Source organism: Prevotella sp. P3-92, assembly GCF_002251205.1.
Taxonomy (GTDB): domain Bacteria; phylum Bacteroidota; class Bacteroidia; order Bacteroidales; family Bacteroidaceae; genus Prevotella.
This window is the reverse complement of the sequence record NZ_NPJE01000009.1, coordinates 1-23,795: the sequence shown is the minus strand read 5'-3', so window position 1 is coordinate 23,795 and position 23,795 is coordinate 1. Positions and strand designations below refer to the sequence as shown.

General features: G+C 45.4%; 19 protein-coding genes. 7 read left to right on the top strand and 12 right to left on the bottom strand.

From position 1 onward, the window contains the following. The first annotated feature begins 537 nt into the window (after positions 1-537). The 4 genes from CIK93_RS00955 (at position 538) to CIK93_RS00940 (ending at position 7,749) form a co-directional block, all read left to right on the top strand. The gene (locus CIK93_RS00955; protein WP_094446313.1) at positions 538-2,037 is read left to right on the top strand and encodes an N-6 DNA methylase; all 1,500 of its coding nucleotides are present in this window, start codon (positions 538-540) and stop codon (positions 2,035-2,037) included. Between the two features lie 105 nt (positions 2,038-2,142). Next, the gene (locus tag CIK93_RS00950; RefSeq protein ID WP_094446312.1) at positions 2,143-3,345 is read left to right on the top strand and encodes a restriction endonuclease subunit S; all 1,203 of its coding nucleotides are present in this window, start codon (positions 2,143-2,145) and stop codon (positions 3,343-3,345) included. 12 nt (positions 3,346-3,357) lie between these two features. After that, positions 3,358-4,401 carry a Fic family protein gene (locus CIK93_RS00945; protein WP_094446311.1) on the top strand — a complete coding sequence of 348 codons (1,044 nt, stop codon included), beginning with the start codon at positions 3,358-3,360 and terminating at the stop codon, positions 4,399-4,401. Between the two features lie 6 nt (positions 4,402-4,407). Beyond that, positions 4,408-7,749: a DEAD/DEAH box helicase family protein gene (locus CIK93_RS00940; RefSeq protein WP_094446310.1), complete on the top strand. Its 3,342-nt coding sequence runs from the start codon at positions 4,408-4,410 to the stop codon at positions 7,747-7,749. 958 nt (positions 7,750-8,707) lie between these two features. Here CIK93_RS00940 and CIK93_RS00930 read toward each other — a convergent pair. From CIK93_RS00930 to atpD, 9 genes are all read right to left on the bottom strand, one after another. Continuing rightward, positions 8,708-9,676 carry a F0F1 ATP synthase subunit gamma gene (locus CIK93_RS00930; protein WP_094446308.1) on the bottom strand — a complete coding sequence of 323 codons (969 nt, stop codon included), beginning with the start codon at positions 9,674-9,676 and terminating at the stop codon, positions 8,708-8,710. 6 nt (positions 9,677-9,682) lie between these two features. Next, positions 9,683-11,269: a F0F1 ATP synthase subunit alpha gene (gene atpA / locus CIK93_RS00925; RefSeq protein WP_094440065.1), complete on the bottom strand. Its 1,587-nt coding sequence runs from the start codon at positions 11,267-11,269 to the stop codon at positions 9,683-9,685. Between the two features lie 51 nt (positions 11,270-11,320). Next, positions 11,321-11,857, bottom strand: a complete 537-nt coding sequence (locus CIK93_RS00920) for a F0F1 ATP synthase subunit delta (RefSeq protein WP_094389925.1) — start codon at positions 11,855-11,857, stop codon at positions 11,321-11,323. Positions 11,858-11,880: 23 nt separating this feature from the next. Continuing rightward, the gene (gene atpF, locus CIK93_RS00915; RefSeq protein ID WP_094389924.1) at positions 11,881-12,390 is read right to left on the bottom strand and encodes a F0F1 ATP synthase subunit B; all 510 of its coding nucleotides are present in this window, start codon (positions 12,388-12,390) and stop codon (positions 11,881-11,883) included. A gap of 22 nt (positions 12,391-12,412) precedes the next feature. Then, positions 12,413-12,667 carry an ATP synthase F0 subunit C gene (gene atpE, locus CIK93_RS00910; RefSeq protein ID WP_094389923.1) on the bottom strand — a complete coding sequence of 85 codons (255 nt, stop codon included), beginning with the start codon at positions 12,665-12,667 and terminating at the stop codon, positions 12,413-12,415. Positions 12,668-12,732: 65 nt separating this feature from the next. Next, positions 12,733-13,794, bottom strand: a complete 1,062-nt coding sequence (gene atpB, locus CIK93_RS00905; RefSeq protein WP_094389933.1) for a F0F1 ATP synthase subunit A — start codon at positions 13,792-13,794, stop codon at positions 12,733-12,735. A gap of 10 nt (positions 13,795-13,804) precedes the next feature. Next, positions 13,805-14,236, bottom strand: a complete 432-nt coding sequence (locus tag CIK93_RS00900; RefSeq protein WP_144007630.1) for a hypothetical protein — start codon at positions 14,234-14,236, stop codon at positions 13,805-13,807. Positions 14,237-14,249: 13 nt separating this feature from the next. After that, positions 14,250-14,498 (bottom strand): ATP synthase F1 subunit epsilon, encoded by a 249-nt coding sequence (gene atpC, locus CIK93_RS00895; RefSeq protein ID WP_094389921.1) that lies wholly within the window; start codon positions 14,496-14,498, stop codon positions 14,250-14,252. A gap of 5 nt (positions 14,499-14,503) precedes the next feature. Then, the gene (gene atpD, locus CIK93_RS00890) at positions 14,504-16,030 is read right to left on the bottom strand and encodes a F0F1 ATP synthase subunit beta (RefSeq protein ID WP_094389920.1); all 1,527 of its coding nucleotides are present in this window, start codon (positions 16,028-16,030) and stop codon (positions 14,504-14,506) included. 368 nt (positions 16,031-16,398) lie between these two features. On the opposite strand from atpD, the gene CIK93_RS00885 reads away from it, so the two are divergent. After that, positions 16,399-18,057 (top strand): AMP-binding protein, encoded by a 1,659-nt coding sequence (locus CIK93_RS00885; RefSeq protein WP_094446306.1) that lies wholly within the window; start codon positions 16,399-16,401, stop codon positions 18,055-18,057. 30 nt (positions 18,058-18,087) lie between these two features. After that, entirely contained in the window at positions 18,088-19,749 is a 1,662-nt protein-coding gene (locus CIK93_RS00880; protein ID WP_094389918.1) for an AMP-binding protein, read from the top strand. A 157-nt stretch (positions 19,750-19,906) separates the two neighbouring features. Here the strand turns inward: CIK93_RS00880 and CIK93_RS00875 are convergent, their stop codons facing one another. The 3 genes from CIK93_RS00875 to CIK93_RS00865 all read right to left on the bottom strand — a co-directional run bounded on the left by CIK93_RS00875 (position 19,907) and on the right by CIK93_RS00865 (position 22,534). After that, a complete protein-coding gene (locus CIK93_RS00875) occupies positions 19,907-21,064 on the bottom strand; it encodes a glycosyltransferase family 4 protein (RefSeq protein WP_094446305.1) in 1,158 nt (385 codons plus the stop codon). 132 nt (positions 21,065-21,196) lie between these two features. Then, entirely contained in the window at positions 21,197-21,733 is a 537-nt protein-coding gene (locus CIK93_RS00870) for a 30S ribosomal protein S16 (protein WP_094389916.1), read from the bottom strand. Positions 21,734-21,895: 162 nt separating this feature from the next. Beyond that, positions 21,896-22,534, bottom strand: a complete 639-nt coding sequence (locus CIK93_RS00865; RefSeq protein WP_158215449.1) for a lipocalin-like domain-containing protein — start codon at positions 22,532-22,534, stop codon at positions 21,896-21,898. 115 nt (positions 22,535-22,649) lie between these two features. Between CIK93_RS00865 and CIK93_RS00860 the strand changes: the two genes are divergently transcribed. Continuing rightward, entirely contained in the window at positions 22,650-23,540 is an 891-nt protein-coding gene (locus CIK93_RS00860; protein ID WP_094446304.1) for a glycosyltransferase family 2 protein, read from the top strand. The last annotated feature ends 255 nt before the right edge of the window (positions 23,541-23,795 follow it).

Below are 23,795 nucleotides of genomic sequence, written 5' to 3'. Positions count from 1 at the left end.
CCTCTTTTATAATAAAATAAACATAAATCACTGTACAATTGATTTTAACAATAATTACAATTATTTACGTTGCAAATATACGAATAATAACGATATGTTCCAAATTTTTTGAGCTTTATTTTTATAATGTCACATGACAGAATGTCACAGGGACGGGTCAATGACATCAACACCAAGCGTTACAATATAACAATATAACAGTTTCTGAAAACGATTTTTTTGCGGTGCAAATAACAAATAACAGATAACAGTTTCCAAAAACGATTTTTTTTGTGTTACAAGCGTTACAGTTTGACAGTTGACAGTTTCCTAAACTCATTTTTGCGTTACAGTTGTTACAGTTACAGTTTTGAAAAAGCAAAAACAGGTGCGTTTAGACCTCATGAATCGTTCTTCGACGAAGGCCAGACCAAAGAAAATGAAGACGAAGATAACTTTTTTTAGTCAACATCTTCTCATCTTTAATTTTATTTTTATAAATTTGCATGGAAAATAGAAAATATTCACATATGACTATAAATCAAAACTAAGTGTATTATGATTACAGGTGAAATCAAAAATCAAATAGACCAGATATGGGACACATTCTTTGTGGCAGGCGTCACCAATCCCATCACAGTACTGGAACAGATGACCTATATCTTCTTCATGAAGATGCTTGACGACAAGCAACTTCAAGAGGAAGCCAATGCACGCGACTTCGACTGCGAATTAAAAAATTCCACATTCCCTGCTGGACAAATGTGGCTGAATCCAGATACCAATCAGGAAATTCCATACGAAAGTATGCGTTGGTCGGTATTCCGCAATACAGGTTCTGAGAATATGTATAACATGATTCGTCAGAATGTATTTGAGTTTATCAAGCACATCGGTACTGGCGAAGAGAGTGCATACAGCCGATACATGAAGACTGCCATCTTCTTGATTCCGAATGCTCGCACGCTCACAAAAATTGTAGATGGTGTGGATGCGCTCGACATGAACAATCGCGACGCCATGGGTGACGTTTATGAGTATATTCTTGGTAAGATGGCTGCCTCTGGCACTAATGGTCAGTTTCGCACACCTCGTCATATCATCCGCATGATTGTGGAAATGATGGAGCCAACCCCACAAGATTACATCTGCGACCCAGCCATGGGAAGCGCTGGTTTCTTGGTAGAGGCTGTGAAATACATCAAAGAGCACTACGAAACGGCATTCTATGCAGCCGAGGAAGTTCACCATATCAAGACTTCTTTGATTAATGGCTATGATACCGACCAAACCATGCTCCGCATTGGTGCCATGAACCTGATGCTTCATGATGTGACAGCACCAGAACTGGCATGGAAGGATTCTCTCTCTGAGCAGAATGAGGACCAGAGCTGCTATAGTCTGATTATGGCAAATCCGCCATTTGCCGGCAGTCTCGACAAAGGCAATGTGAACAAGAAGATTCTGGCTTATGCCAATACCACAAAAACCGAACTGCTCTTCTTGGCCCAGTTTGTTCGATCGCTTGAATTAGGTGGTCGCTGTGCCAGCATTGTGCCCGACGGTGTATTGTTCGGCACATCGAAAGCCCATGTTGCCATTCGCAAGGAGATTGTTGAAAAACAGCAGTTGCGTGCTGTCATCTCTATGCCAAGTGGAGTTTTTAAGCCTTATGCCGGCGTATCTACCGCAGTACTCATCTTTACCAAGACCAACTCTGGCGGAACGGATAAGGTATGGTTCTACGACATGAAGGCCGACGGCTTCTCGCTCGACGACAAGCGCTCACCCATTGCCGACAATGATATTCCCGATGTTGTTGCCCGTTTCAAAAATCTTGAGGCAGAGGCAGACCGCAGTCGCAAGGAGCAAAGTTTCTTTGTGCCTGTAGAGGAAATCATTGCCAACGACTACGACCTCTCTATTAATAAATATAAGGAGGTGGAGCGTGAGAAGGTGGAGTATGAACCTGTAAAAGACATTCTCGCCCGCTTGCAGCAAACCGAAGGGGAATACACCAAAGGCTTTGAGGAGTTGAAGGGAATGTTGGAGGAATAATATGGACATCAAGAAACATAAATCCAACCACAGGTATCGTGCTATTGAACGACAAAAACAATTATTCATGATGCAACATGAAGGAAATAATAAGGAGGGAAAAGGATGAGAGAAGGATGGGAATATAAGAAGTTGGGAGAGGTATGTACGATTGAGCGCGGAGGTTCTCCTCGTCCAATAACTGATTACATAACCGATTCAGAAGATGGAATAAATTGGATTAAGATAGGAGATGCCCAAGAAGGTTCCAAATACATAACATCAACTAAAGAAAAGATAAGACCAGAAGGTATAAAGAAATCACGCTTTGTTCATAAGGGAGACTTTATCCTTTCCAATTCTATGAGTTTTGGAAAACCATACATCCTTAAGGTTGATGGTTGCATACATGACGGATGGTTGGTAATACATGATAATAATGAGGTATTTATAAAGGATTATCTTTATTATATATTGGCAAGTCCTATAATGTATTCTAAGTTTTCACAACTTGCTGTTGGCGGAGTGGTAAACAATTTGAACTCTTCATTAGTAAGAAAGGTTACCATCCCCCTCCCTCCCAAATCTACCCAGCTTGCGATAGTTTCCGAGCTCGACAAGATTAACGAGTTGATTCGTTTGAAGAAGGAGCAACTTAAAGATTTCGATAACCTCGCTCAAAGCATCTTCTATGAGATGTTTGGAGACCCTGTGGAGAATGAAAGGGGGTGGGAAGTGAAGACATTGGGGGAAATGTCTACATGTATTACCAACGGGAATACTCCCAAGGGGGGAAGTCTGGTGTATGTTGATAAAGGTATACTTTTCCTTCGTAGTCAGAATGTTTGGAAGAACAGGTTAGACTTAGAAGATGTTGCATATATTGATGAAGCTACGCATCAAAGTATGCAGCGTAGTAGTTTGCATAAGAATGATCTTCTAATTACTAAAACGGGAAGAATCAATACAGAAAATAGCAGTTTGGGTAGAACTGCTCTGTATATTGGAGAAGATAATACTGCCAATATAAATGGACACGTCTATTTGGTAAGACTAAAAAAGGATGTTCCTGCTAAGTATATTCTTTATATATTGATTTCTAAATCATATTATGAATTGATTAGAAAGACTTGTGTTGGCGGTATTGATAAACGGCAATTAAATCTTAATCATATTGAGAATTTCCCAATACCGAATCCGCCATTGGAGCAACAGGAAGTGTTTGTAAGATGTGTAGAAGCTATAGAGCATCAGAAGGCGGAGGTACAGAAAGCCATTGCCGACCTTGAAACCTTGCTTGCATCTCGCATGCAGTATTGGTTTGAATAAAACCGAAGCTATATGACGAAAGAGAATAAAGAAATGCTATTGAGCCTCATTCAACAACACAAGGAGTTAGGCATTAGTGAGCAGATAGACTACGAAAAGTTCTATCTGTACTCTATCATCACGCACTCCACAGCCATCGAAGGTTCTACTGTTACAGAATTGGAAGCTCAACTGTTGTTTGATGAAGGCATCACATCACAAAAGCGCACCTTGGTAGAACAACTGATGAACCTTGACCTTAAAACAGCATACGACTATGGCATGAAGTGGATAAAACACCATGAAGCTATTACTGTAAATTGGTTAATCACACTTGCATCAAAGGTTATGGCTCGTACTGGAAGTGAATATCATTCTCTTGGGGGAGATTTCTCTGCAGCCAAAGGCGAATTAAGAAAACTGAATGTGACAGCAGGCTTTGGAGGAAAGTCATATATGTCGTACTTGAAAGTACCCTCAAGACTTGAAGCATTCTGTGAGGAACTGAACAAACGCCGTATGGCGATTGATAAGACAGATATTGCAGCTATCTATGAACTAAGCTTTTGGGCACATTTTGAATTGGTTTCCATTCACCCTTGGGCTGACGGTAATGGCAGAACATGCAGACTATTGATGAATTTGCTCCAAATAGAATATGGTGTGTTACCCACCAAAGTGCTTAGGGAGGATAAAGCTGAATATATTCAGGCTTTGATAGACACAAGAGAGAATGAAGATATTCAGATATTTCTGGACTGTATGACCCAATTGCATTGTAAGCATCTTAAATGGGATATCGACCAATTTATCAAGTCTATGACAGAGGAAATGGTCGATAAAATTGATTTTGCAGAGGAAATGGTCGATAAATGGTCGATAAAGCCAGCATTAGCTAAGAAATTGGCCGATATTTTAATCTTTGCAGACGGAAAGGATGAAATCACAACAGAGATCATCACCAAGCAATTTAACCTAACTCAAACAACTGCCAAACGTTACCTGCGCCAACTTACGGAGTTCGGCTATATCGAAGCACAAGGCGGCAATAAGAACAGAACGTATAAAAAGAAATAACGATATATGGCTAAGAATTTCGATTATATCCTGCTTTTAGCAAAGGAAGTGCCTGGGTTCAAACGCTTGTACGAATACTGCGATATGGCAGAAACATTGCAGGCAACATATCCTGAGGCTTCAGCCAATAGTTCTCGCAAAGCCTTGGAATGGCTTGTGAAGAACATGTTGAAGATGAAAAACGTTCAGATAGACGAACGGGAAACCCTCAACGATCTGCTTCATAAGCCAGAAACTTATGCCTTTATCAATCATGATGTCAATCTGGATGACGACATCCGTTTGGTTCATAAGATCGGCAACTCTGCCAGTCATGACGGTGGCGAACCTATAAAACGAGTAAAAGCTTTCCGCTGTCTGCGTGCGCTTTACAATGTTGTGGCAGGATTCATGTATCGTTGGGGAGCGATGAAAAGTATCCCTGCTTTTGATGCAACAATCATTCCTGAAAGAATAACAGGTCCTGTGCTGACAACAACACCTAATCCACAGGTAGAAATGGATGTGGTGGACAGTGTGCCGAAAGAGAACGTAGATCACCCACAGTCTCCAACAATTCCAAAAGAAAGCCTTGCAAGCGAAGCCATTACACGCAAGAATTTCATCGACTATATGCTCATAGAGGCAGGATGGGACATTTTGAATGTGAAAGGTGATGTGCAAGGCGGTAAGGCCTGCATAGAGGTTGAGGTAGATGGAATGCCTACCCCATCAAGGAAAGGCTATGCCGACTACGTATTGTTTGACCGTGGTCGCAAGCCTTTAGCGGTTATCGAAGCAAAAGCTACCACTCACGAAGTGGGGGAAGGACGCCGACAAGCCATGCTATACGCCGATGCTCTGGAACGCAAGTATGGCGTACGACCTGTTATCTACTACACAAATGGGTTTAATACCATGGTGATTGACGGTCTGGGCTATATGGACAGACCTGTATATTCCTTCCATTCTATGGATGACCTGGAGCGTCTGATTCAGAAGAGAGGACGAGCAAAAATCAGGAATCTGCGTATCAATGAGAATATCACCGACCGCGCTTATCAGCAAACTGCTATCAAGAGCATTATAGAATGGCTCAATCAGCAACATCGGCGCGGTCTTCTTGTTTTGGCTACAGGTACAGGAAAAACCCGCGTCAGCATTTCACTCTGCGATATATTGATGCGCAACGACTGGGTGAAGAATGTATTGTTTCTGGCAGACCGCACGGCTCTTGTCAATCAGGCACACAAGAACTACGAGGCTTTATTGCCCGAAGTGTCTATGTCGGTGCTGAGCGATGAGAAAGAGCCAGATATGCAAGCACGTATCATGTTCTCTACCTATCAGACCATGATCAACTATATAGATAAGGAGGAAAAGAAATTCACTATTGGAAGATTCGACCTCATCATTATAGATGAAGCCCACCGAAGCGTATTTGGCCGCTATGGTGCGATATTCAACTATTTCGACTCTTTGCTTATCGGACTGACCGCTACCCCACGCAACGAGATAGACCGTAGCACGTACGCCTTACTGCAACTGGATAACGGTACGCCAAACTACAGCTATGACTACGAGGAGGCTGTGGCTGATGAATATCTGGTGCCTTACAAGACGCTGCAGTATCATTCAAAAATAATGGAAACTGGCATCAAATGGGACGACCTGTCTAAGGATCAGCAAGACAAACTCGAAGAAGTATGGACCTACGAGAAGGCTTTGGCTGGTAAGGGAGAAGACGAGGAATATCATCGTGACATAGAGTCAAAGGAAATATTCAGCTATCTTTTCAACAATAACACCATAGACAAAGTGCTTCAGGAGCTGATGGAGAAGGGATTGAAAGTGAAAAGCGGAGAAGAAATAGGTAAGACCATTATCTTTGCCATGAATCATCTTCATGCAGAACAGATTGTGAAGAGATTCCGTGAACTTTATCCTGAAAAGGGAGAACAATACTGCCAACTGATTGACAACTATGTGAAATATGCAGGTGCCTTGATTCTTGACTTTGAAGAGCCTGAGAAACTCCCACAGATAGCCGTCAGCGTGGATATGCTCGACACGGGTGTGGACGTGCCGTCTGTTCTCAACCTCGTATTCTTTAAACGCGTAAAATCTAAGATTAAATTCATGCAGATGATAGGTCGTGGTACCCGACTCTGCCCTGGACTATTTGGCAACAAGAACAAGGAGGAATTCTACATCTTCGACTGGTGTAACAACTTCGAATACTTCGCTATTCACACAGATGGTGCTGATCCAGCAGCAGTCAAATCGTTGACCGAAAGACTCTTTTGCCTTCGTCTTGACATTGCCTTTGCTTTGCAGTCGGCAGAACATCAAGAAAAGGAAGAAGACAAGAAACTACATGATGAATTGAAGGAAATTCTTCACGAACAAGTTGACAGTCTCAGTATAGCGAGAATAGATGTGAGGGAAAAGATGGCTATAGTTGAACCATACCGCAATACGGATGCATGGATTTGCCTAAGCGAGGTTGACGTAGCCAAACTAAAGGGTATAGCATCTCTTCTACCTCGACCTAACGAAAACGAAGCGGCTAAGAAGTTCGATATTCTGATGCTTAACCTGCAGTTGGAAAAGGTTGACAGTACCGTAAATGCAGATAAATGCAGATCAAGCGTTATCACCATAGCCCGACTGTTGGAGGATAAAGCAACGATACCTGTTGTCAAGAGTCGAATCGACACTATTCGTGAAGTACAGACGGTTAAGTTCTGGGAAACAAGTACGATAGATAGATTGGAACGTGTGCGCAAGGAACTGCGTGACTTGATTCATGTTCTTGAAGAAGGGCGTGATGACCGCAAATTCATTATTGATATTGAAGACACCACGTCGGCTGATGAAAAGGCAGCAAGAGTGGAATTGAAGGCAACCTACAAACAACGTGTGATAGAATATCTTGCTTGTCATAGCGATAATGAAACCTTGAATAAGATTCAGAACTTCGAGCAATTGACTGCTGCCGACATAGAAGAACTGCAACGTATCTTCTGGGAGGAACTTGGCACACGTGACGAATACAACAAGACAACTGGAGGAAAACGCTACAATAACAATGTGGCTGCTTTCATTCGTGTCATCATGGGCATCGACCGCAAGAAGGCTTTGGAGAAGTATGCTTATTTTATCAAAGGAGAAGATCTGACATCAGAACAGGAACAATACTTGAAGAGTATTCTCGACTACATCAGCGTAAATGGTGACATTCAGTTGAGTGACTTCACGGAATACCCCTTGAAGCATTATCGTTGGCGTGATGTATTTGGCAACCAGTTTGTAAGCCTTAAGGACTTCATAAAAGAAATGCATCATGTGATTTCTATAACTGCTTAAAATTACGCAAATGTCACAGTTACAGGTCATTGACATCATGACTTACAATTCTTACAGCTTACAGTATTACAGTTTTCGGATCATCGGAATTTAGACGGAAACAAAAATCTTTAACGAAAATCTTTCTCCGTGTCCTCCGTGTGGTCCGTGGCTTTTTTTGGTAGCCTAAAGGCTAGATGTTTTGGAGTAGCGAAGACAGAGTGAGAGACGCGGCTTTCACTATGCTGAGTCACGACAAAACATCTAGCCTTCAGGCTACCCAAAAAAAAATCCACGGATCACACGGAGAACACGGAAATTTCGTTGAAGGCGATAGTACAAATAGAAAAGAGGCGGTATTCACATACGGCCTCTTTTATAATAAAATAAACATAAATCACTGTACAAATGATATTAACAATAATTACAATTTTTTACGTTGCAAATATACGAATAATAACGATATGTTCCAAATTTTTTGAGTTTTTTTTTCATCATGTCACATGACAGGTCAATGACACCATCCCCAAGCGTTACAGTTGACAGTTGACAGTTTCCAAAAACGTTTTTGCGTTTCAAATAACAGATAACAGATAACAGTTTTGGGAAACGGTATTTTTTTGGGTAGCCTGAAGGCTAGAAATCTTTGGAGGAAATCTTTAATAAAATATGGCCTATGGCCAGAAATATATCATCGGAATTTAGACGGAATTAGACGGAAACAAAATCTTTAACGAAAATCTCGATTGAAAATGCGCTCGAGTTCCTCGCTTCTGAGAAGGGCTTTGTTTTGGATCGCATCGGAGATGCTCGAAATCTTAACAAAAATCTTTAGAATAATCTTCAACTAGAATCTCTAACCTTTAACCTTTAACCTATAAACTATAAACTTTAACCTATAAACTAAACATCCGTGTGCGCATAAAAAATGGGTGTCCGACCAAGCGAACACCCATTTATCTCTAAAAACGATATCAAATCAACTGTTTATCGAACCACCTACAATGTCGAGCAACTCATTGGTAATGGCTTGCTGACGACTCTTGTTGTACTGCAGGTTCAGCTGACGCAATAGCTCATCGGCATTGTCGGTCGCTGTCTGCATGGCTACCATGCGCGCTGCATGCTCTGAGGCAATGCTGTCGAGCAGGGCTGTGTAGAGCATCAGATGTGCGAGCTTGGGGATGAGCAACGTGAGAACGCTCTTCATGTCGGGCTCGACGATGAAGTTGTCGTTCAGAGGTACTGCTTTCTCCTCGCGCTTCTGCTCGTTGCGGGCGTTGCGCTTGAGATAGTCCTGTGCCTCACGCGTGACAACAGTAGTGGTGAGGTCGCGCTCATGGTCACGCTGGAGCTCGCTCTCCACATCGATGGGGAGGAAGGTCTTGGTGGTGAGCACCTGCGATCCTGCACTCTTGAAGTGGTGGTAGATCAAATCGACCTTGTCTATCTCACCGTGCATGAAGCGGCCTCCGAGCTCGCGCGCCAATGCGATGCACTGGGCAACATCGGGATGTTCCACCATGTCGGCATAGTCGGTATGGACCTTACACCCCATCTTGGCGGCTGCATCAGCCACTTTACGTCCGATGGGATAGATCTCAACCTGACCGGCGCCAAGTTGGGCAGAGAGGTCATCAACACGATGCTTGAGCAAACGGATGATATTGGCATTGAATCCGCCACAAAGCGATGAACTGCTGGAATAGACCACCAGTGCCACACGCTTCAAGGGACGCTCTTCGTTGAACACAGTCTGTGCCTCGGCCTCTGCCGCAAGAAACGACTTCAGGATATGCTCCAGCAAGGTCTCGTAGGGCAGCATGTTCTGGATGGCCACCTGGGCATGATGGAGCTTGGAAGAAGCTACCATCTTCATGGCACTCGTAATCTTACGGGTACTCTGGACACTTGCTATACGTCCCTTGATTTCTTTCAGACTCGGCATAGGCTATCAGGCTTTATAGGTTCCGGCGATGTCTGCCATGACTTGTTCGATACGCTGTGTGGTGGCGTCGTCGATCTTGCCACTGCCCAAGGTCTCGATGACTTCGGGAGCGGAGGTGCGCAGTTTGTCGAGGAAGGCATCCTGACACTCGCGTACTTTCTCGATGGGTACCTCGCGCATCAGTCCGTGTACGCCACAATAGAGGATTGCCACCTGCTCGCCTACGGGCATGGGGCTGTATTGTGGCTGGATGAGCAACTGGTTGTTTTTACGACCACGGTCGAGGGTCATGGCGGTCACGGCATCCATATCGCTGGAGAACTTAGAGAAGGACTCCAGTTCACGATACTGTGCCTGGTCGATCTTCAATGTTCCTGCCACCTTCTTCATCGACTTGATCTGTGCCGAACCACCCACACGGGATACGGAGATACCTACGTTGATGGCTGGACGGAATCCTTGGTTGAAGAGGTCGCTCTCCAGGAAGATCTGTCCGTCGGTGATGGAGATGACGTTGGTAGGAATATACGCTGACACGTCGCCTGCCTGGGTCTCGATGATAGGAAGTGCGGTGAGCGAACCACCACCGCGTACATGACCCTTCATGCATGCAGGCAGGTCGTTCATCTGTTCTGCCACCTCCTGCTGTTCGTTCATCTTTGCTGCGCGCTCCAACAAACGAGAGTGGAGGTAGAACACGTCACCAGGATAGGCTTCACGTCCTGACGGGCGGCGAAGGATGAGGGATACCTCACGATAGGCAACAGCCTGCTTGGAGAGGTCGTCGTAAACCACGAGGGCGGCATAACCGCGGTCGCGGAAGTACTCACCGATGGCAGCTCCTGCAAACGGAGCGTAATACTGCATGGCAGCAGGATCGGCTGCTGTGGCGGCTACTACGATGGTATAAGGCATGGCGCCGTGCTCTTTGAGCGACTGTACCAGTGTGGCTACGGTAGAGGCTTTCTGTCCGATTGCCACGTAAATACAATAGACGGGGTTGCCTGCTTCATAGAAACTCTTCTGGTTGATGATGGTATCTACGGCAATGGCGGTCTTTCCCGTCTGGCGGTCGCCGATGATGAGCTCACGCTGTCCGCGACCGATAGGAATCATGGAATCGACAGCCTTCAATCCGGTCTGGAGCGGTTCCTTTACCGGCTGACGGTAGATCACACCAGGAGCCTTACGGTCGAGCGGCATCTCAAATGCTCCTGTCAGGTCGATGTCTCCCTTTCCATCCACAGCCTGTCCGAGGGGGTTGATGACGCGTCCCAACATATTATCGTTGACGCGGATAGATGCGATGCGCTTGGTGCGCTTCACGACCTGTCCCTCTTTAATGCCTGCCGTTGGACCGAGAAGCACACAACCCACGTTGTCTTCCTCGAGGTTCATCACAATGGCCATAGTGCCATTCTCGAACTCGAGCAACTCGTTGGCTTCTGCATTGCGGAGTCCATAGATGCGTGCCACACCATCGCCGACGGTGAGGACGGTGCCCACTTCATCGAAACTGGCAGAGTCGTTGACGCCCTTGAGCTGTTCGAGCAGCACCTGCGAGACTTCGCTTGGTTTTATTTTGTCTGACATTTGTTTTTAATAATAATGCTTGATACAAGTGCCACGGGGGGACACTATTGCTTATTTACTTAACTGTGTGAGAATGGTGTTGAGCTTCGACTTCACGCTCGCATCCATGCGATAGGTGTCGTACTCAAGGATAAAGCCGCCGATGATATCGGGATTTACCTCTGTCTCAAACTCCACAGTGCCATTAGTCTTACTCTCTACCATCTGGCGCATCTTCTGCTCGGTCTGAGCGGACACACGCGCTGCGGTGGTGAGTTTTCCACGGATGATGTTCTTCTGCTTGCGGTAGAGCGTGATATATGAATTCGCAATGAACTGCATCACGTTCTCGCGGCCTTCTTTCAATACGAGATTGATGAAGTTTCGAGTGAGAACAGAAGGCTGCTCACCGGCGGCAACCGCCAGTATGCCCTCCTTCTTTTCTTTCGAAAGCATGGGATTTTCGACGGTCTGCCGCAGCTGATCTACCTCCAGGTAGCTCTTCGCCAAGGTCATCATGTCCTGATAGACCTTGTCTTCGAGACCTTCAGCGGTGGCTGCCTTCAACAGGGCCCGTGCATATCTGATCGATATTGCTCCAATATCCATACGCAATCATCAATTACTTATTGTCATTTAGCAGAAACTTCATCCAGCATACGGTCAATCAAATCCATCTGCGACTTGTCGTCTTTCAGATTCTCGCGAAGAACCTTTCCGGCAATATCGACACTCAAGGCTGCTACCTGACGACGAATGTCGGCGATTGCGGCATTCTTCTCCTGGGCAATGGCAGTCTTTGCCTCATCCAACAAGCGTGAACCTTCCTGACGGGCTTTTTCCTGGGCCTGCTCCACGATGGCGTCGCGGGTCTGGGCTGCCTCACGGAGTATCTGTGTCTGCTTCTCGCGAGCCTCCTGCAAGATGGATTCTCCTTCTTTCTCGATGTTGGCGAGTCGCTCCTGTGCCTCATGGGCCTTGCGGAGACTCTCGTCGATGAAGTTCTTACGCTCCTCTACCGATTTGGTGATGACGGGGAAACCGAACTTAGCGAGCAGAAGGAAGACCACCAAAAACGCGACGAGCATCCAGAAGAATAGTCCGAAGTCGGGCGTCAGTATTGATGGTAAATTCATATCCATTTGCTTTGAAGTTTTTTATGGATTACATGAACACGCAAAGTGCGCAAACTACAACGGCAAACAGGGCAACACCCTCTACGAAGGCTGCTGTCAGAATCATGTTTGTACGGATAGTACCTGCTGCTTCGGGCTGACGGGCAATAGCGTCCATAGCGCTTCCACCAATACGACCGATACCGAGACCGGCTCCAATAGCTGCAATACCTGCGCCGAGACCGGCACCAAACTTAGCGAGACCAGCACCTGCGGCTGCCTGTAAAATCAATGATAACATAATCTTAAATTTTTAAATGGGTTATACTTATTTTTTTATTGTTTACTTTTTTTCTTTAGAGAATGTGTTTATCCTTCATGGTGTTCGGGGTGAGCCAGTCCGATAAATACTGCACTCAACATGGTGAACACGTATGCCTGGATGAATGCCACAAGAAACTCAAGGCAGTTCATGAAGAGCATCATGACGAAGCTCAGCACGGTAAGTCCACTTCCCAAAACAGCATTGAGTGACCATCCGATGAAGATGATGGCTGTGAAGGAGAGGATAATGGCGTGGCCTGCCATCATGTTGGCAAACAAACGGATCATCAGCGCGAAGGGCTTGGTGAGAATGCCGAAGAGTTCGATGACTGGCATAATAGCCACGGGATAAGCCTTGAGGAATGCAGGCACGTCGGGCCAGAAGATTTCCTTCCAGTATTCCTTATTGCCAAACAGGTTGATTGCCAACATGGTGCACAGGGCAAGGAAGAAGGTGACGTTGATATTTCCCGTCACATTGGCGCCACCGGGGAATACCGGCAACAAGCCCAACAGGTTGGTGATCAGAATGAAGAAGAACGCTGTCAGCAGATAAGGGGCATAGGGACGATAGTGCTTCTCGCCGATGGAGTCCTTGATGAGGTCGTCGTGGATGGTCATGACCAGCATTTCCATCATGCCGACAAAGCCTCTGGGGCTCTCACGCGTCACATCGTGCTTCTTGTACCAACGGGCGCAACTGAGGAAGATGGCGAGCATGACAAATACTACAATCCATATCTGAAGCACACTCTTGGTGATGCTCAAATCCCAAGGACGCACGCTACTACCGTCGGAAAGCCGCTCATAAATCTTACCGTTCTTCGCCTCGTTGAAATAGAAGCCTTGGTAATCGTGACCTTCTTCGGCAGCCTCTTCGATGCGAGAGGAACTGAAACAATGCCATGCTCCCGTTGCCTCACTTCTCACAATGACCGGCAGGGGAATGCTGACATGGGTTTTCCCGAATGTGGTAATGTGCCATTCGTAGGCGTCTGCCATGTGGCCCAACACGATTTCCTTCACGTCAACGCTATTAGACGCTGTCGCATTGACAGGGGACGAAAGCCCAAGTAACAGTAGAAGACTTACGAGTAAATATTTCATTTTCTTTATTTTATGCATTTCGATGAATCTTTTTCTCCACCCTCACAAAGTAAAGGGTATCGTAAATGAGCAGCACAAGGTAATAGACAAGGAAGAGGAAGACGAAGAAGCGAATCTGCATCTCGTCGTCGGCAAGAAACAGATAGATCAGCACGGTGGCAATGCCTGCTATCATACGCAAGCCAGATGCTGCAAGATAGAACGTCGGCAGACTGGCTGATGAACTGGATGCCACCGCACGCCAAGCCAAACCGTAGGTCAGGCTGGCGAACACTTGGAAACCTGCAGCAACGGCAAGGGGCACGCCTATCATCGAAAGGCTTCCCCATACACCGGCACTCAACAGGGCCAGAACAGTCATCACTGCGATGATTGTCAGGCTCTGAATGATATAGGTGACTGCAGCTTTACGCATCATGTTATTTTCTTGTACTTCCGTCATTGGTCTGTTTTCCTTATGCATTGAGTTCTACACAAAGTGCCACCTCATTCTTCTGCACTTCAACAAAACCGCCGGCAACAGCCAGTTGGCTTTTCACACCGTCTGACTTCGCATAGACTACGGTTCCTTCTGTCAGCGCAGAAATAATCGGGGCGTGGTTGGTCAGTATTTCAAACTGGCCCAAGACACCAGGAACGAGAACGCTCTGAACATCGCCCTCAAACTCGATTTTCTGGGGAGAAACTATTTTCAACTTCAACATACGAATTATCCTTTAGCAGCTTCCAACAGTTTTTTGGCCTTTGCCTTCGCATCTTCAATAGTTCCTACATTGAGGAAGGCCTGCTCTGGAAGATCGTCAACCTCACCGTCAAGAATGGCATTGAAACCCTTGATGGTCTCTTCGATGGGCACCATCACACCTGGCAGACCAGTGAACTGCTCGGCTACTGAGAATGGCTGAGAGAGGAAACGCTGCACGCGACGTGCGCGGTTTACGGTCTGCTTATCCTCGTCGGAGAGTTCGTCCATACCAAGGATGGCGATGATGTCTTGCAATTCTTTATAGCGCTGCAGGATCTCCTTCACGCGCTGGGCACACTCATAATGCTCTTTGCCCACAACGAGTGGGTCGAGGATTCGTGAGGTACTTCCCAGAGGATCTACGGCAGGATAGATACCAAGTTCGGCAATCTTACGGTCAAGCACGGTTGTGGCGTCAAGGTGGGTAAACGTAGTTGCTGGAGCAGGGTCGGTCAAGTCGTCGGCAGGCACGTAAACAGCCTGTACGGAAGTGATAGAACCTTTCTTGGTAGAGGTGATGCGCTCCTGCATGGATCCCATTTCAGAGGCAAGCGTAGGCTGATAACCTACGGCTGAAGGCATACGGCCCAACAGGGCAGACACCTCGGAACCAGCCTGAGTGAAACGGAAGATATTGTCGATAAAGAACAAAATATCGCTTGCACCGCCATCCTTACTGCCGCCATCGCGGAAGCCTTCTGCAACGGTCAGACCAGAAAGGGCTACGGATGCACGGGCACCCGGTGGTTCGTTCATCTGACCATACACAAGGGTGGCCTGACTCTTTTTCAGTTCTTCAGGGTCAACCAGCGAGAGATCCCATTTGCCTTCGTCCATGGCCTTGCGGAACTTGTCGCCGTAACGGATAACGCCAGACTCAATCATCTCGCGGATCAGGTCGTTACCCTCACGGGTACGCTCTCCTACTCCGGCGAATACAGAGAATCCGTTGTGCCCCTTGGCGATATTGTTGATGAGCTCCATGATCAGCACGGTCTTACCTACACCAGCACCACCGAAAAGTCCAATCTTACCACCTTTAAGGTAGGGTTCCAACAGGTCGATGACCTTGATACCCGTGGCAAGTATCTCCTTGGTGGTAGAAAGTTCTTCAAACTTAGGAGCCTCACGGTGAATGGGGTAAGCACCCTCCATCGCGAGCTGTTTCATACCATCAATCGGCTGGCCGATAACATTGAGCATACGGCCTTTGATCTGTTCGCCTGAAGGCATCAAAATAGGAGAACCCATCGGTACGGCTTCCAGTCCACGCTGTAAACCGTCGGTATTGTCCATGGCAACACAGCGCACGGTATCCTCACCGATGTGCTGCTGTACCTCAACCACAAGTTGCGTACCATCCTGACGCTTAATGGTCAGCGCTTCATGAATACGGGGAAGCACTTTCTCTGCGTCTTGGCCTTCGGTATTGAAATAGACGTCAATTACCGGGCCGATGATCTGCGAAATGTGTCCATTAATCTGTGACATAAGCAGTATTTTTATATTTTAGTTAACTTTATTTGCTTAGATATTTTGAACGCAAAATTACTAAGTTTTTTAATAAAAAAGAAAAAATTCACAAACTTTAATGCAACTATTTGTTTATTGCAACACCTTTGCAACACCTTTGCAGCAACATTGAACAATCACCACCCGTCACAGACGACAAAAGTACACATAAAATAGCCCTTAAAATAGCCCTTGGAAAACTAAAGTACATCATCCAGTTTACTTTTTACCTTATATTTAATAAGGTATGGTATAAGGGAATGGACATATCACAAAATTATTGCACATATTTTTTGTGAATGTGCAAAAAAAGCATTACCTTTGCACAAAATTTCGTTATTTGTGCAATGGACAACATACCAAGCTTCAACTCTTACATCGAAAAAACCATCAAAGACAACTGGTTGCTCGATGCGCTGACTGATTACAAAGGAGCCACACTACAATATCACGATGTGGCACGCAAAATAGAAAAGCTCCACATTCTCATGGAAGCAGCAGGAGTAGAGAAAGGTGACCGCATCGCTGTGTGCGGACGCAACTCAGCTCACTGGGCTGTGGCTTACCTTGCTACATTCGCCTACGGAGCTGTCATCGTTCCTATTCTCCATGAATTCAATGCCGAACAGATTCACAACATCGTTAACCACTCGGAATCAAAACTGCTTTTCGTAGGCGACTACATCGTCAAGACCATTGACGAAAAGGAAATGCCAAACCTGAGCGGTATTCTGAATCTGCCGGATTTCTCACTCCACACATGCAGAAATGAAAAACTGGCCTACGCCCGCGAACACCTTAATGAACTCTTTGGAAAGAAATATCCGATGGCATTTCGCAAGGAGGATATTCATTGGCACGTGGATTCACCCGAAGAACTCTGCATGCTCAACTACACCAGTGGTACTACCGGGTTCTCAAAGGGAGTAATGCTGCCCTACCGCGCAGTGTGGGGCAATGTGAGTTTCTGCATGAATGCATTGGCACCAAGACTGCCTAAGTTCAGCAAGATTCTCTCTATCCTCCCCATGGCACACATGTATGGACAAGCCATCGAGTTCTTGTTTTCATTCTGTTCAGGCTACCATCTCTTCTTCCTCACCCGACTGCCATCACCTGCCATTATTGCAGAGGCTTTTAAGGAAGTAAGACCACACCTGGTAGTGGCGGTGCCACTCATCATCGAGAAAATCATACGCAAGAGAGTATTCCCCAAGATACAGAACAACGCTATCAAACTGCTTTGGCAGATGCCCGTGGTTTCGAAGAAAGTCAAAGAGCATATCTGTAAAGAGGTATGTGAGGCTTTTGGAGGCAGAGCCTATGAAGTCATTGTAGGAGGTGCTCCACTTAACAAGGAAATAGAGAAATTCCTCGTTGACATCGACTTCCCTATCACCGTAGGCTATGGTGCTACTGAATGTGCGCCACTTATTACCTACAGTGATTTCCACGATTTTGAAAAAGGATCATGCGGTACGCCCGTTGACTACATGGAAGTGAAGATTGACTCACCTGATCCACGGAACACGGCAGGCGAAATTCTGGCACGAGGCACCAATGTCATGTTGGGCTACTACAAAAACCAAGAGGCAACAGATGCCGCACTCGACAAGGAGGGATGGTATCATACCGGAGACCTTGCAACCATGTCGGAAGACGGACATGTGTTTATCAAAGGACGCTCAAAGAACATCCTCATCGGAGCCAGCGGACAAAACGTATATCCAGAGGAAATAGAAGACAAACTCGCATCAATGGCAGTTGTCAGCGAATGTATTATCGTACAGCGCAACCAACACCTTGTGGCACTCGTACATCCTGACATGGACGAGGCCAAAGAGATGGGATTCACCGAGACGGATCTACAAAACATCATGGAGCAAAACCGTCAGCAACTCAACGATATGATGCCTGCATACAGCCGCATACAGAGTATCGAAATCCGATATGAGGAATTTGCAAAAACTCCAAAGAAAAGTATCAAGCGCTACTTGTATAAATAAGAATCATACTAAACTAAACAATCGTAGAAGATGGAAAACGTACCAAGTTTCATACAACTCATCGAGCAAAGCATCAAGACCAATTGGGATCTTGATGCCTTGACCGATTACAAGGGAGCCACGCTACAATATCACGATGTGGCACGTAAGATAGAGAAACTGCATATTCTCTTTGAAAACTGTGGTGTACAGAAAGGCGATAAAGTCGCACTCTGCGGAAGAAACTCAAACCAATGGGCAGTGGCTTTTCTTGCCACACTGACCTACGGAGCTATTGCCGTGCCTATCCTGCACGAATTCATGCCGGAACAAATCCACAACATTGTCAACCACTCTGATGCAAAACTGCTTTTCGTGGGCGACCATGTGGCTACACAGATTGACCCTGTGCAAATGCCACATCTTGAGGGTATTGTCAACAACCCCGACTACTCTCTTATGCTTTCAAGAACAGACAAACTGACATACGCACGCGAACATCTTAACGAACTTTACGGTAAGAAATTTCCAAAATATTTCCGCAAAGAACACGTACACTACGAATATGAAGACAACGGAGAACAACTGGCGCTGATCAACTATACCAGTGGTACTACGGGATTCTCTAAAGGTGTGATGATTCCCTACCGCGCACTGTGGTCGAACTTCGACTTTGCCGTGAACGTACTGGGCAACACCATCAAAACGGGCGACCGCATCATCTCCATTCTCCCCATGGCACACATGTATGGAATGGCTTTCGAATTTCTATTTGAATTCCTCTACGGATGCCACGTCTATTATCTTAACCGCGTACCATCGCCTGCCATCATTGCACAAGCATTTGCCGACATCAAACCAAGAATCATCATCGCTGTTCCGCTGATCATCGAAAAGATTATCAGAAAGAAGGTATTCCCCAAAATACAAAACAACCGCATGCGTCTCCTCATGGCAATGCCTGTCATCTCCAAAAAGGTGAAACAGATGATCTGTCAGGAAGTGGTGAAGGCTTTTGGAGGTGAACTCTATGAAGTAATCATCGGAGGTGCTGCGTTTAACCGCGAAATCGAAACGTTCCTCCGTAAAATAGAATTCCCATACACCGTAGGATACGGAGCCACTGAATGTGCACCTATCATCTGCTACCGCGACTGGCAAACCTTCAGACTGGGTTCTTGCGGACAACCTGTAGTTCACATGGAGGTGAAAATTGACTCAGACAGTCCCAGTACAAAACCTGGTGAAATCTTGGCTCGCGGACTCAATGTCATGTTGGGCTACTACAAGAACGATGAAGCTACCAAAGAAACTATTGATAAAGACGGATGGTATCATACGGGAGACCTTGGTACCATGGACGACGACAAAAACGTGTTTATCAACGGAAGATCGAAAAACATGCTTCTGGGACCCAGCGGACAGAACATCTACCCCGAAGAGATAGAAGATAAGTTCAACTCTATGGCTATGGTGGTGGAAACTGTGGTTGTTCAGCGCAACAACAAGCTCGTCGGTCTGGTTTATCCTGATTACGATGAAGCGAAGAATATGAACTTCAACGAGGAGGACATCTACAATGTCATGGAGCAGAACCGTCAGCAACTCAACGAACTACTCCCCGCTTACGAGAAAATCACCGAAATAGAAATACAGAAGGAAGAATTTGAGAAAACTCCTAAAAAGAGCATCAAACGATACCTCTACAAATAAGACGATGAAAGAGTTTACGCACAAGTCTGCGTGTGTAAAGCGGATTTGAAAGCTAATCGGTAGATAAAAAAACTTTGCGCTCCCGTGTTTTGGAAACGCAAAGTTTTTTTTACGCCAACAGGTCAGCATGTACGTCTGCATTTTTATGTCACCACGCTCATTGTTTCACTTGACGCTCTAACAGCGAGAAAAACAACTGTTGCAATTGGTTTCCGATGATATGTGGAGAATAACTTTCGGAAATGGCAGAAGAAATGTGTTCGGATGAAAAATGTTCACTGATTAAGCGAACCATTGCATGGCTCAACGAAACCGCATCTTCGGTAGGCACGGTCACACAACCATCATGCTGACGGACGCTCTGCGGAACAACATCGGTGGTAATGACGGGAATACCCGTACTCATAGCCTCCAACAAAACCAAGCCCTGTGATTCGCTACGAGTGGGAAGCACTAAAGCATCAGCCGAGTAAAGGATGTCGCGGACACCAACCTTATCTGTGGTTCCCACGAAACGCACATCTGGAATATTCGCATAAAGGCGGCGGCAAGAGGCAGAATCGGTATAAGGACCAACCAACGTCAGACTGGCATTCACCCCTTGACTCTTCAATCTCCGAAATGCTCCTGCTAAAATATCGTAACCCTTACGCGGAATGAAATTGCCTATGGCACAAAAACGAAACGTATCAGAAGGTTGACGTTTGGCATAATGAAAGAAGCGAGTGTCTATCATATTAGAAACGACCTGATGGGAGTAACGCTTACCAAAATACGGTGCGAGTTCATCCACTAACTCCTCGGAAACGACCACTACCCTATCCGCCTTTTCCAACGCTTCACGCAACAGGGGGATTTCCCATTGTCCCAGAGACGCTCTACGGAACTCTTCTTCATAAATCATGGAAGGAAGATGTTCGGTAATCACATAAGGGATGCGGTGGTGCTGCGCTATCAACATGGCGGCACGACCTGCCCATTTCACGCAATGGGCATGGATGACGTCGGGACAACCATATTGACGGAAATACTCTTCTGACAATTTCAACACTCCTTCCAGCCATCTATCAACATTGGGACGCACCACCTTGGGGATTCCACGTTGGAAATCACGCCACACCTCTACCCCATCCATGGTTTCTACACCCATAGTATATGGGAGAAAGAGATAGTCTTTCCAACCTTTAGTAATACCAAGTTGAACGCGACTCAATATCCGAACTTCATGGCCGAGCTGCTGTAAAGCCTTGGACTGCTCAAGACAGAACTCGCCACCATAAGGAGGGAAGAATGATGGAATTTCAAGAATGTGCATAAAAAAAGGAAGATCGTAAGTTTGTTGGTAGTAATATAATAAGGAGAAAACCGCGTTGGAAATATATAGAACAAAAAAGAGAACGGAATATTGCCATCCGTCCTCTCCTTTGTTTCGTTGTGTGAAGGGAAATTAAGCTTCAGCAGGAGCTTCTGTCTCTGCTTCAGCAGCAGCCTTTGCGGCCTCTTCCTCTGCCTTTGCAGCCTCAGCAGCAGCCTTCTTCTCAGCTACCTTCTTGGCCATTTCCTCATTCAGTTTCTTTTCCTGAGCGAGCTCCTGAGCAGCAGCCTCTTTCTTGGCTTTGACCTCGTCTTCACGAACCTTGTCGAGACCCTTCTGCTTGTCAGCCTTCCATGCGTCGAACTTCTTCTGAGCAGCAGCCTCGTCGAAAGCGCCCTTCTTAATACCACCACGGAGGTGCTTCATCAGGTAAACGCCCTCACCGCTAAGGATGTTGCGAACGGTATCGGTGGGCTGTGCGCCTGCCTCTACCCAGTAAAGTGCGCGTTCGAAATTCAAATCTACTGTGGCAGGATTGGTGTTAGGGTTGAAAGTTCCAATCTTCTCAGTAAATTTACCATCACGTGGTGCTCTTGCGTCTGCGATTACGATGCTATAGAAAGCATAGCTCTTACGACCGCGACGTTGCAATCTGATTTTTGTTGCCATTGTTTTAAATAACTTTTAATGTTTAATAATTGAATTTCGTGCTACTATCTCGTAATAGCGGATGCAAAGGTACTGCTATTTTTCGGAATATCAGCGTTTTTTGAAAAGTTTTATCCTTTTGTTTTCGTTTTTTTAACCAATTACGGGTATTACGCCGCATTTTTACTTCTTTTTCATCGTCACACCGACTTCCATTCCATTCACATTTTTCATCAATTTAGAAACGGTCTGGAGGTTTGCGTTACCCGACTTGGAACCAAATGCCTTGAAGAGATTGAGCAACTTGGTTGAGTTTGCAACAAACATGAGTTTCTTGCCTTCCAACTGAGTGGTGATGCTGACTGACTTAACACCCAACGTGGTAAGCTGCAACTTGGAGTCCTTGACACTCCATTTTCCTTTGGTGGTCTTTCCCTTTAATGTTGAAGTGAAAGTACCATCTTGTTTGAAAGTCATCGTCATTGCACCTGGTTTGATGCCTACGGTTGTCAGTTTGGCCTGAAGAATACTTTCCATCTTGTTGGCCGCAATCTTGGCCGCAGCATTCGTCAACACATTGTCTGATTTAAGAACGATGGCTGGTTCTTCATAAACCCATGTTCCGACAATATTTGCTGCACTGGCCTGTTTCTTACCTGAGAAGATAGCAGTAAGATTAGAAATAAGATTCGAACCTCCGCTACTGGTGGTATTATTGCCAAGTACGCTATCAAGTACGCCACTGATTGACTGTGCATTTGCGATTGCACACATCATGAGCATGAAGCCCATAATAACTGATTTCAAAGATAACTTTTTCATTGTTCTTATGCCTATATTATTAAAATGTCGCGCAAAAGTACTATAATTCAAGAAAAATGCAAAATAATATCGACAAAATTTCACCATACAAACATTTTTTACTACTTTTGCAATCATGTACAAGCAAGGATTATCCATACTTATACCTGTATTCAACAGAAACTGCTGTGCGTTGGTCCAAGAACTACACATTCAAGCTGTCAATTGTGGCATCGACTTCGAAATTATCGTTGTCGAAGATGGTTCTACCAATCCCAAATACGTTGATCAGAACAGACCAGTGGCAGCAATCGACCATGTGCGTTATATCATCCATGAAGAAAACATGGGGCGCGCAATCATCCGCAACTGGTTGGCAGACAAGGCAGAATATGACACATTACTATTTCTTGACTGCGATGTGGACATCCTTGACCCAGACTATCTGAAACGCTATCTTGACAACAAGGCTTCGGTGGTTTGTGGTGGCTTATGCATTGGTGGAGATGCAAATAAACTGCGTCACAGTTTGCGCTACCATTACGAGAAAACGCATGAGAAAGAATATACTGCAAAACAACGGAAACGCAACCCATACAAGAATTTCAGAACCACCAATTTTCTCATCGAACACAAAGTAATGGATGGTTGCCGTTTTGATGAACGCTTTCGCCAATACGGCTACGAGGATGTGATTTTCGGAAAGACATTGAAACAAAACGGAATCATCATCTCACACATTGAGAATCCTGTATATCTCACCCGTTTTGAATCAAACACTTATTTCATGATCAAGACGGAAGAAGCTATGCATACTTTGTATAAATTCCGTAAAGACATTGTCCCCTACTCTCGGTTACTCCAGCATGTGGAAGTTCTTAAGAAGATTGGACTCTTGCCTGTTTTACGCTTAATATATAGAAGTTCCATCGGCTATTATCTCATGCGCAACCTAAATGGCGAGAGACCCGTCTCACAACTGTACAATCTATACAAACTCATGTTCTTCGCATCATTGAAACCATAATATCGAAGGGGAAATTTCATTCTTCGTTTGCTATTCTTTCTACTCATAAGGACGGAAGAATGGACACAATGTAAATTGAACAACAATATTTTTGGGATTAGTTATGCCCTTTGTTGTTTTATTGCCTATTTAACGTGAGTTCGACGAATTAGAATAAGGTCAATTGTCTATCAATAGTCCTTTGAACGGCAATTGTAGGTTTCTTAGGAAAGAAGCAATATGCTGCCAAAGCTCCAAGAGTATTGACAATGAAGT

Bases quoted from the DNA above. Each gene is read 5' to 3' on its own strand.
- CIK93_RS00955 (WP_094446313.1), top strand. From the start codon at position 538: ATGATTACAGGTGAAATCAAAAATCAAATAGACCAGATATGGGACACA.
- CIK93_RS00950 (WP_094446312.1), top strand. From the start codon at position 2,143: ATGAGAGAAGGATGGGAATATAAGAAGTTGGGAGAGGTATGTACGATT.
- CIK93_RS00945 (WP_094446311.1), top strand. From the start codon at position 3,358: ATGACGAAAGAGAATAAAGAAATGCTATTGAGCCTCATTCAACAACAC.
- CIK93_RS00940 (WP_094446310.1), top strand. From the start codon at position 4,408: ATGGCTAAGAATTTCGATTATATCCTGCTTTTAGCAAAGGAAGTGCCT.
- CIK93_RS00930 (WP_094446308.1), bottom strand. From the start codon at position 9,676: ATGCCGAGTCTGAAAGAAATCAAGGGACGTATAGCAAGTGTCCAGAGT.
- atpA (WP_094440065.1), bottom strand. From the start codon at position 11,269: ATGTCAGACAAAATAAAACCAAGCGAAGTCTCGCAGGTGCTGCTCGAA.
- CIK93_RS00920 (WP_094389925.1), bottom strand. From the start codon at position 11,857: ATGGATATTGGAGCAATATCGATCAGATATGCACGGGCCCTGTTGAAG.
- atpF (WP_094389924.1), bottom strand. From the start codon at position 12,390: ATGGATATGAATTTACCATCAATACTGACGCCCGACTTCGGACTATTC.
- atpB (WP_094389933.1), bottom strand. From the start codon at position 13,794: ATGAAATATTTACTCGTAAGTCTTCTACTGTTACTTGGGCTTTCGTCC.
- CIK93_RS00900 (WP_144007630.1), bottom strand. From the start codon at position 14,236: ATGACGGAAGTACAAGAAAATAACATGATGCGTAAAGCTGCAGTCACC.
- atpC (WP_094389921.1), bottom strand. From the start codon at position 14,498: ATGTTGAAGTTGAAAATAGTTTCTCCCCAGAAAATCGAGTTTGAGGGC.
- atpD (WP_094389920.1), bottom strand. From the start codon at position 16,030: ATGTCACAGATTAATGGACACATTTCGCAGATCATCGGCCCGGTAATT.
- CIK93_RS00885 (WP_094446306.1), top strand. From the start codon at position 16,399: ATGGACAACATACCAAGCTTCAACTCTTACATCGAAAAAACCATCAAA.
- CIK93_RS00880 (WP_094389918.1), top strand. From the start codon at position 18,088: ATGGAAAACGTACCAAGTTTCATACAACTCATCGAGCAAAGCATCAAG.
- CIK93_RS00875 (WP_094446305.1), bottom strand. From the start codon at position 21,064: ATGCACATTCTTGAAATTCCATCATTCTTCCCTCCTTATGGTGGCGAG.
- CIK93_RS00870 (WP_094389916.1), bottom strand. From the start codon at position 21,733: ATGGCAACAAAAATCAGATTGCAACGTCGCGGTCGTAAGAGCTATGCT.
- CIK93_RS00865 (WP_158215449.1), bottom strand. From the start codon at position 22,534: ATGAAAAAGTTATCTTTGAAATCAGTTATTATGGGCTTCATGCTCATG.
- CIK93_RS00860 (WP_094446304.1), top strand. From the start codon at position 22,650: ATGTACAAGCAAGGATTATCCATACTTATACCTGTATTCAACAGAAAC.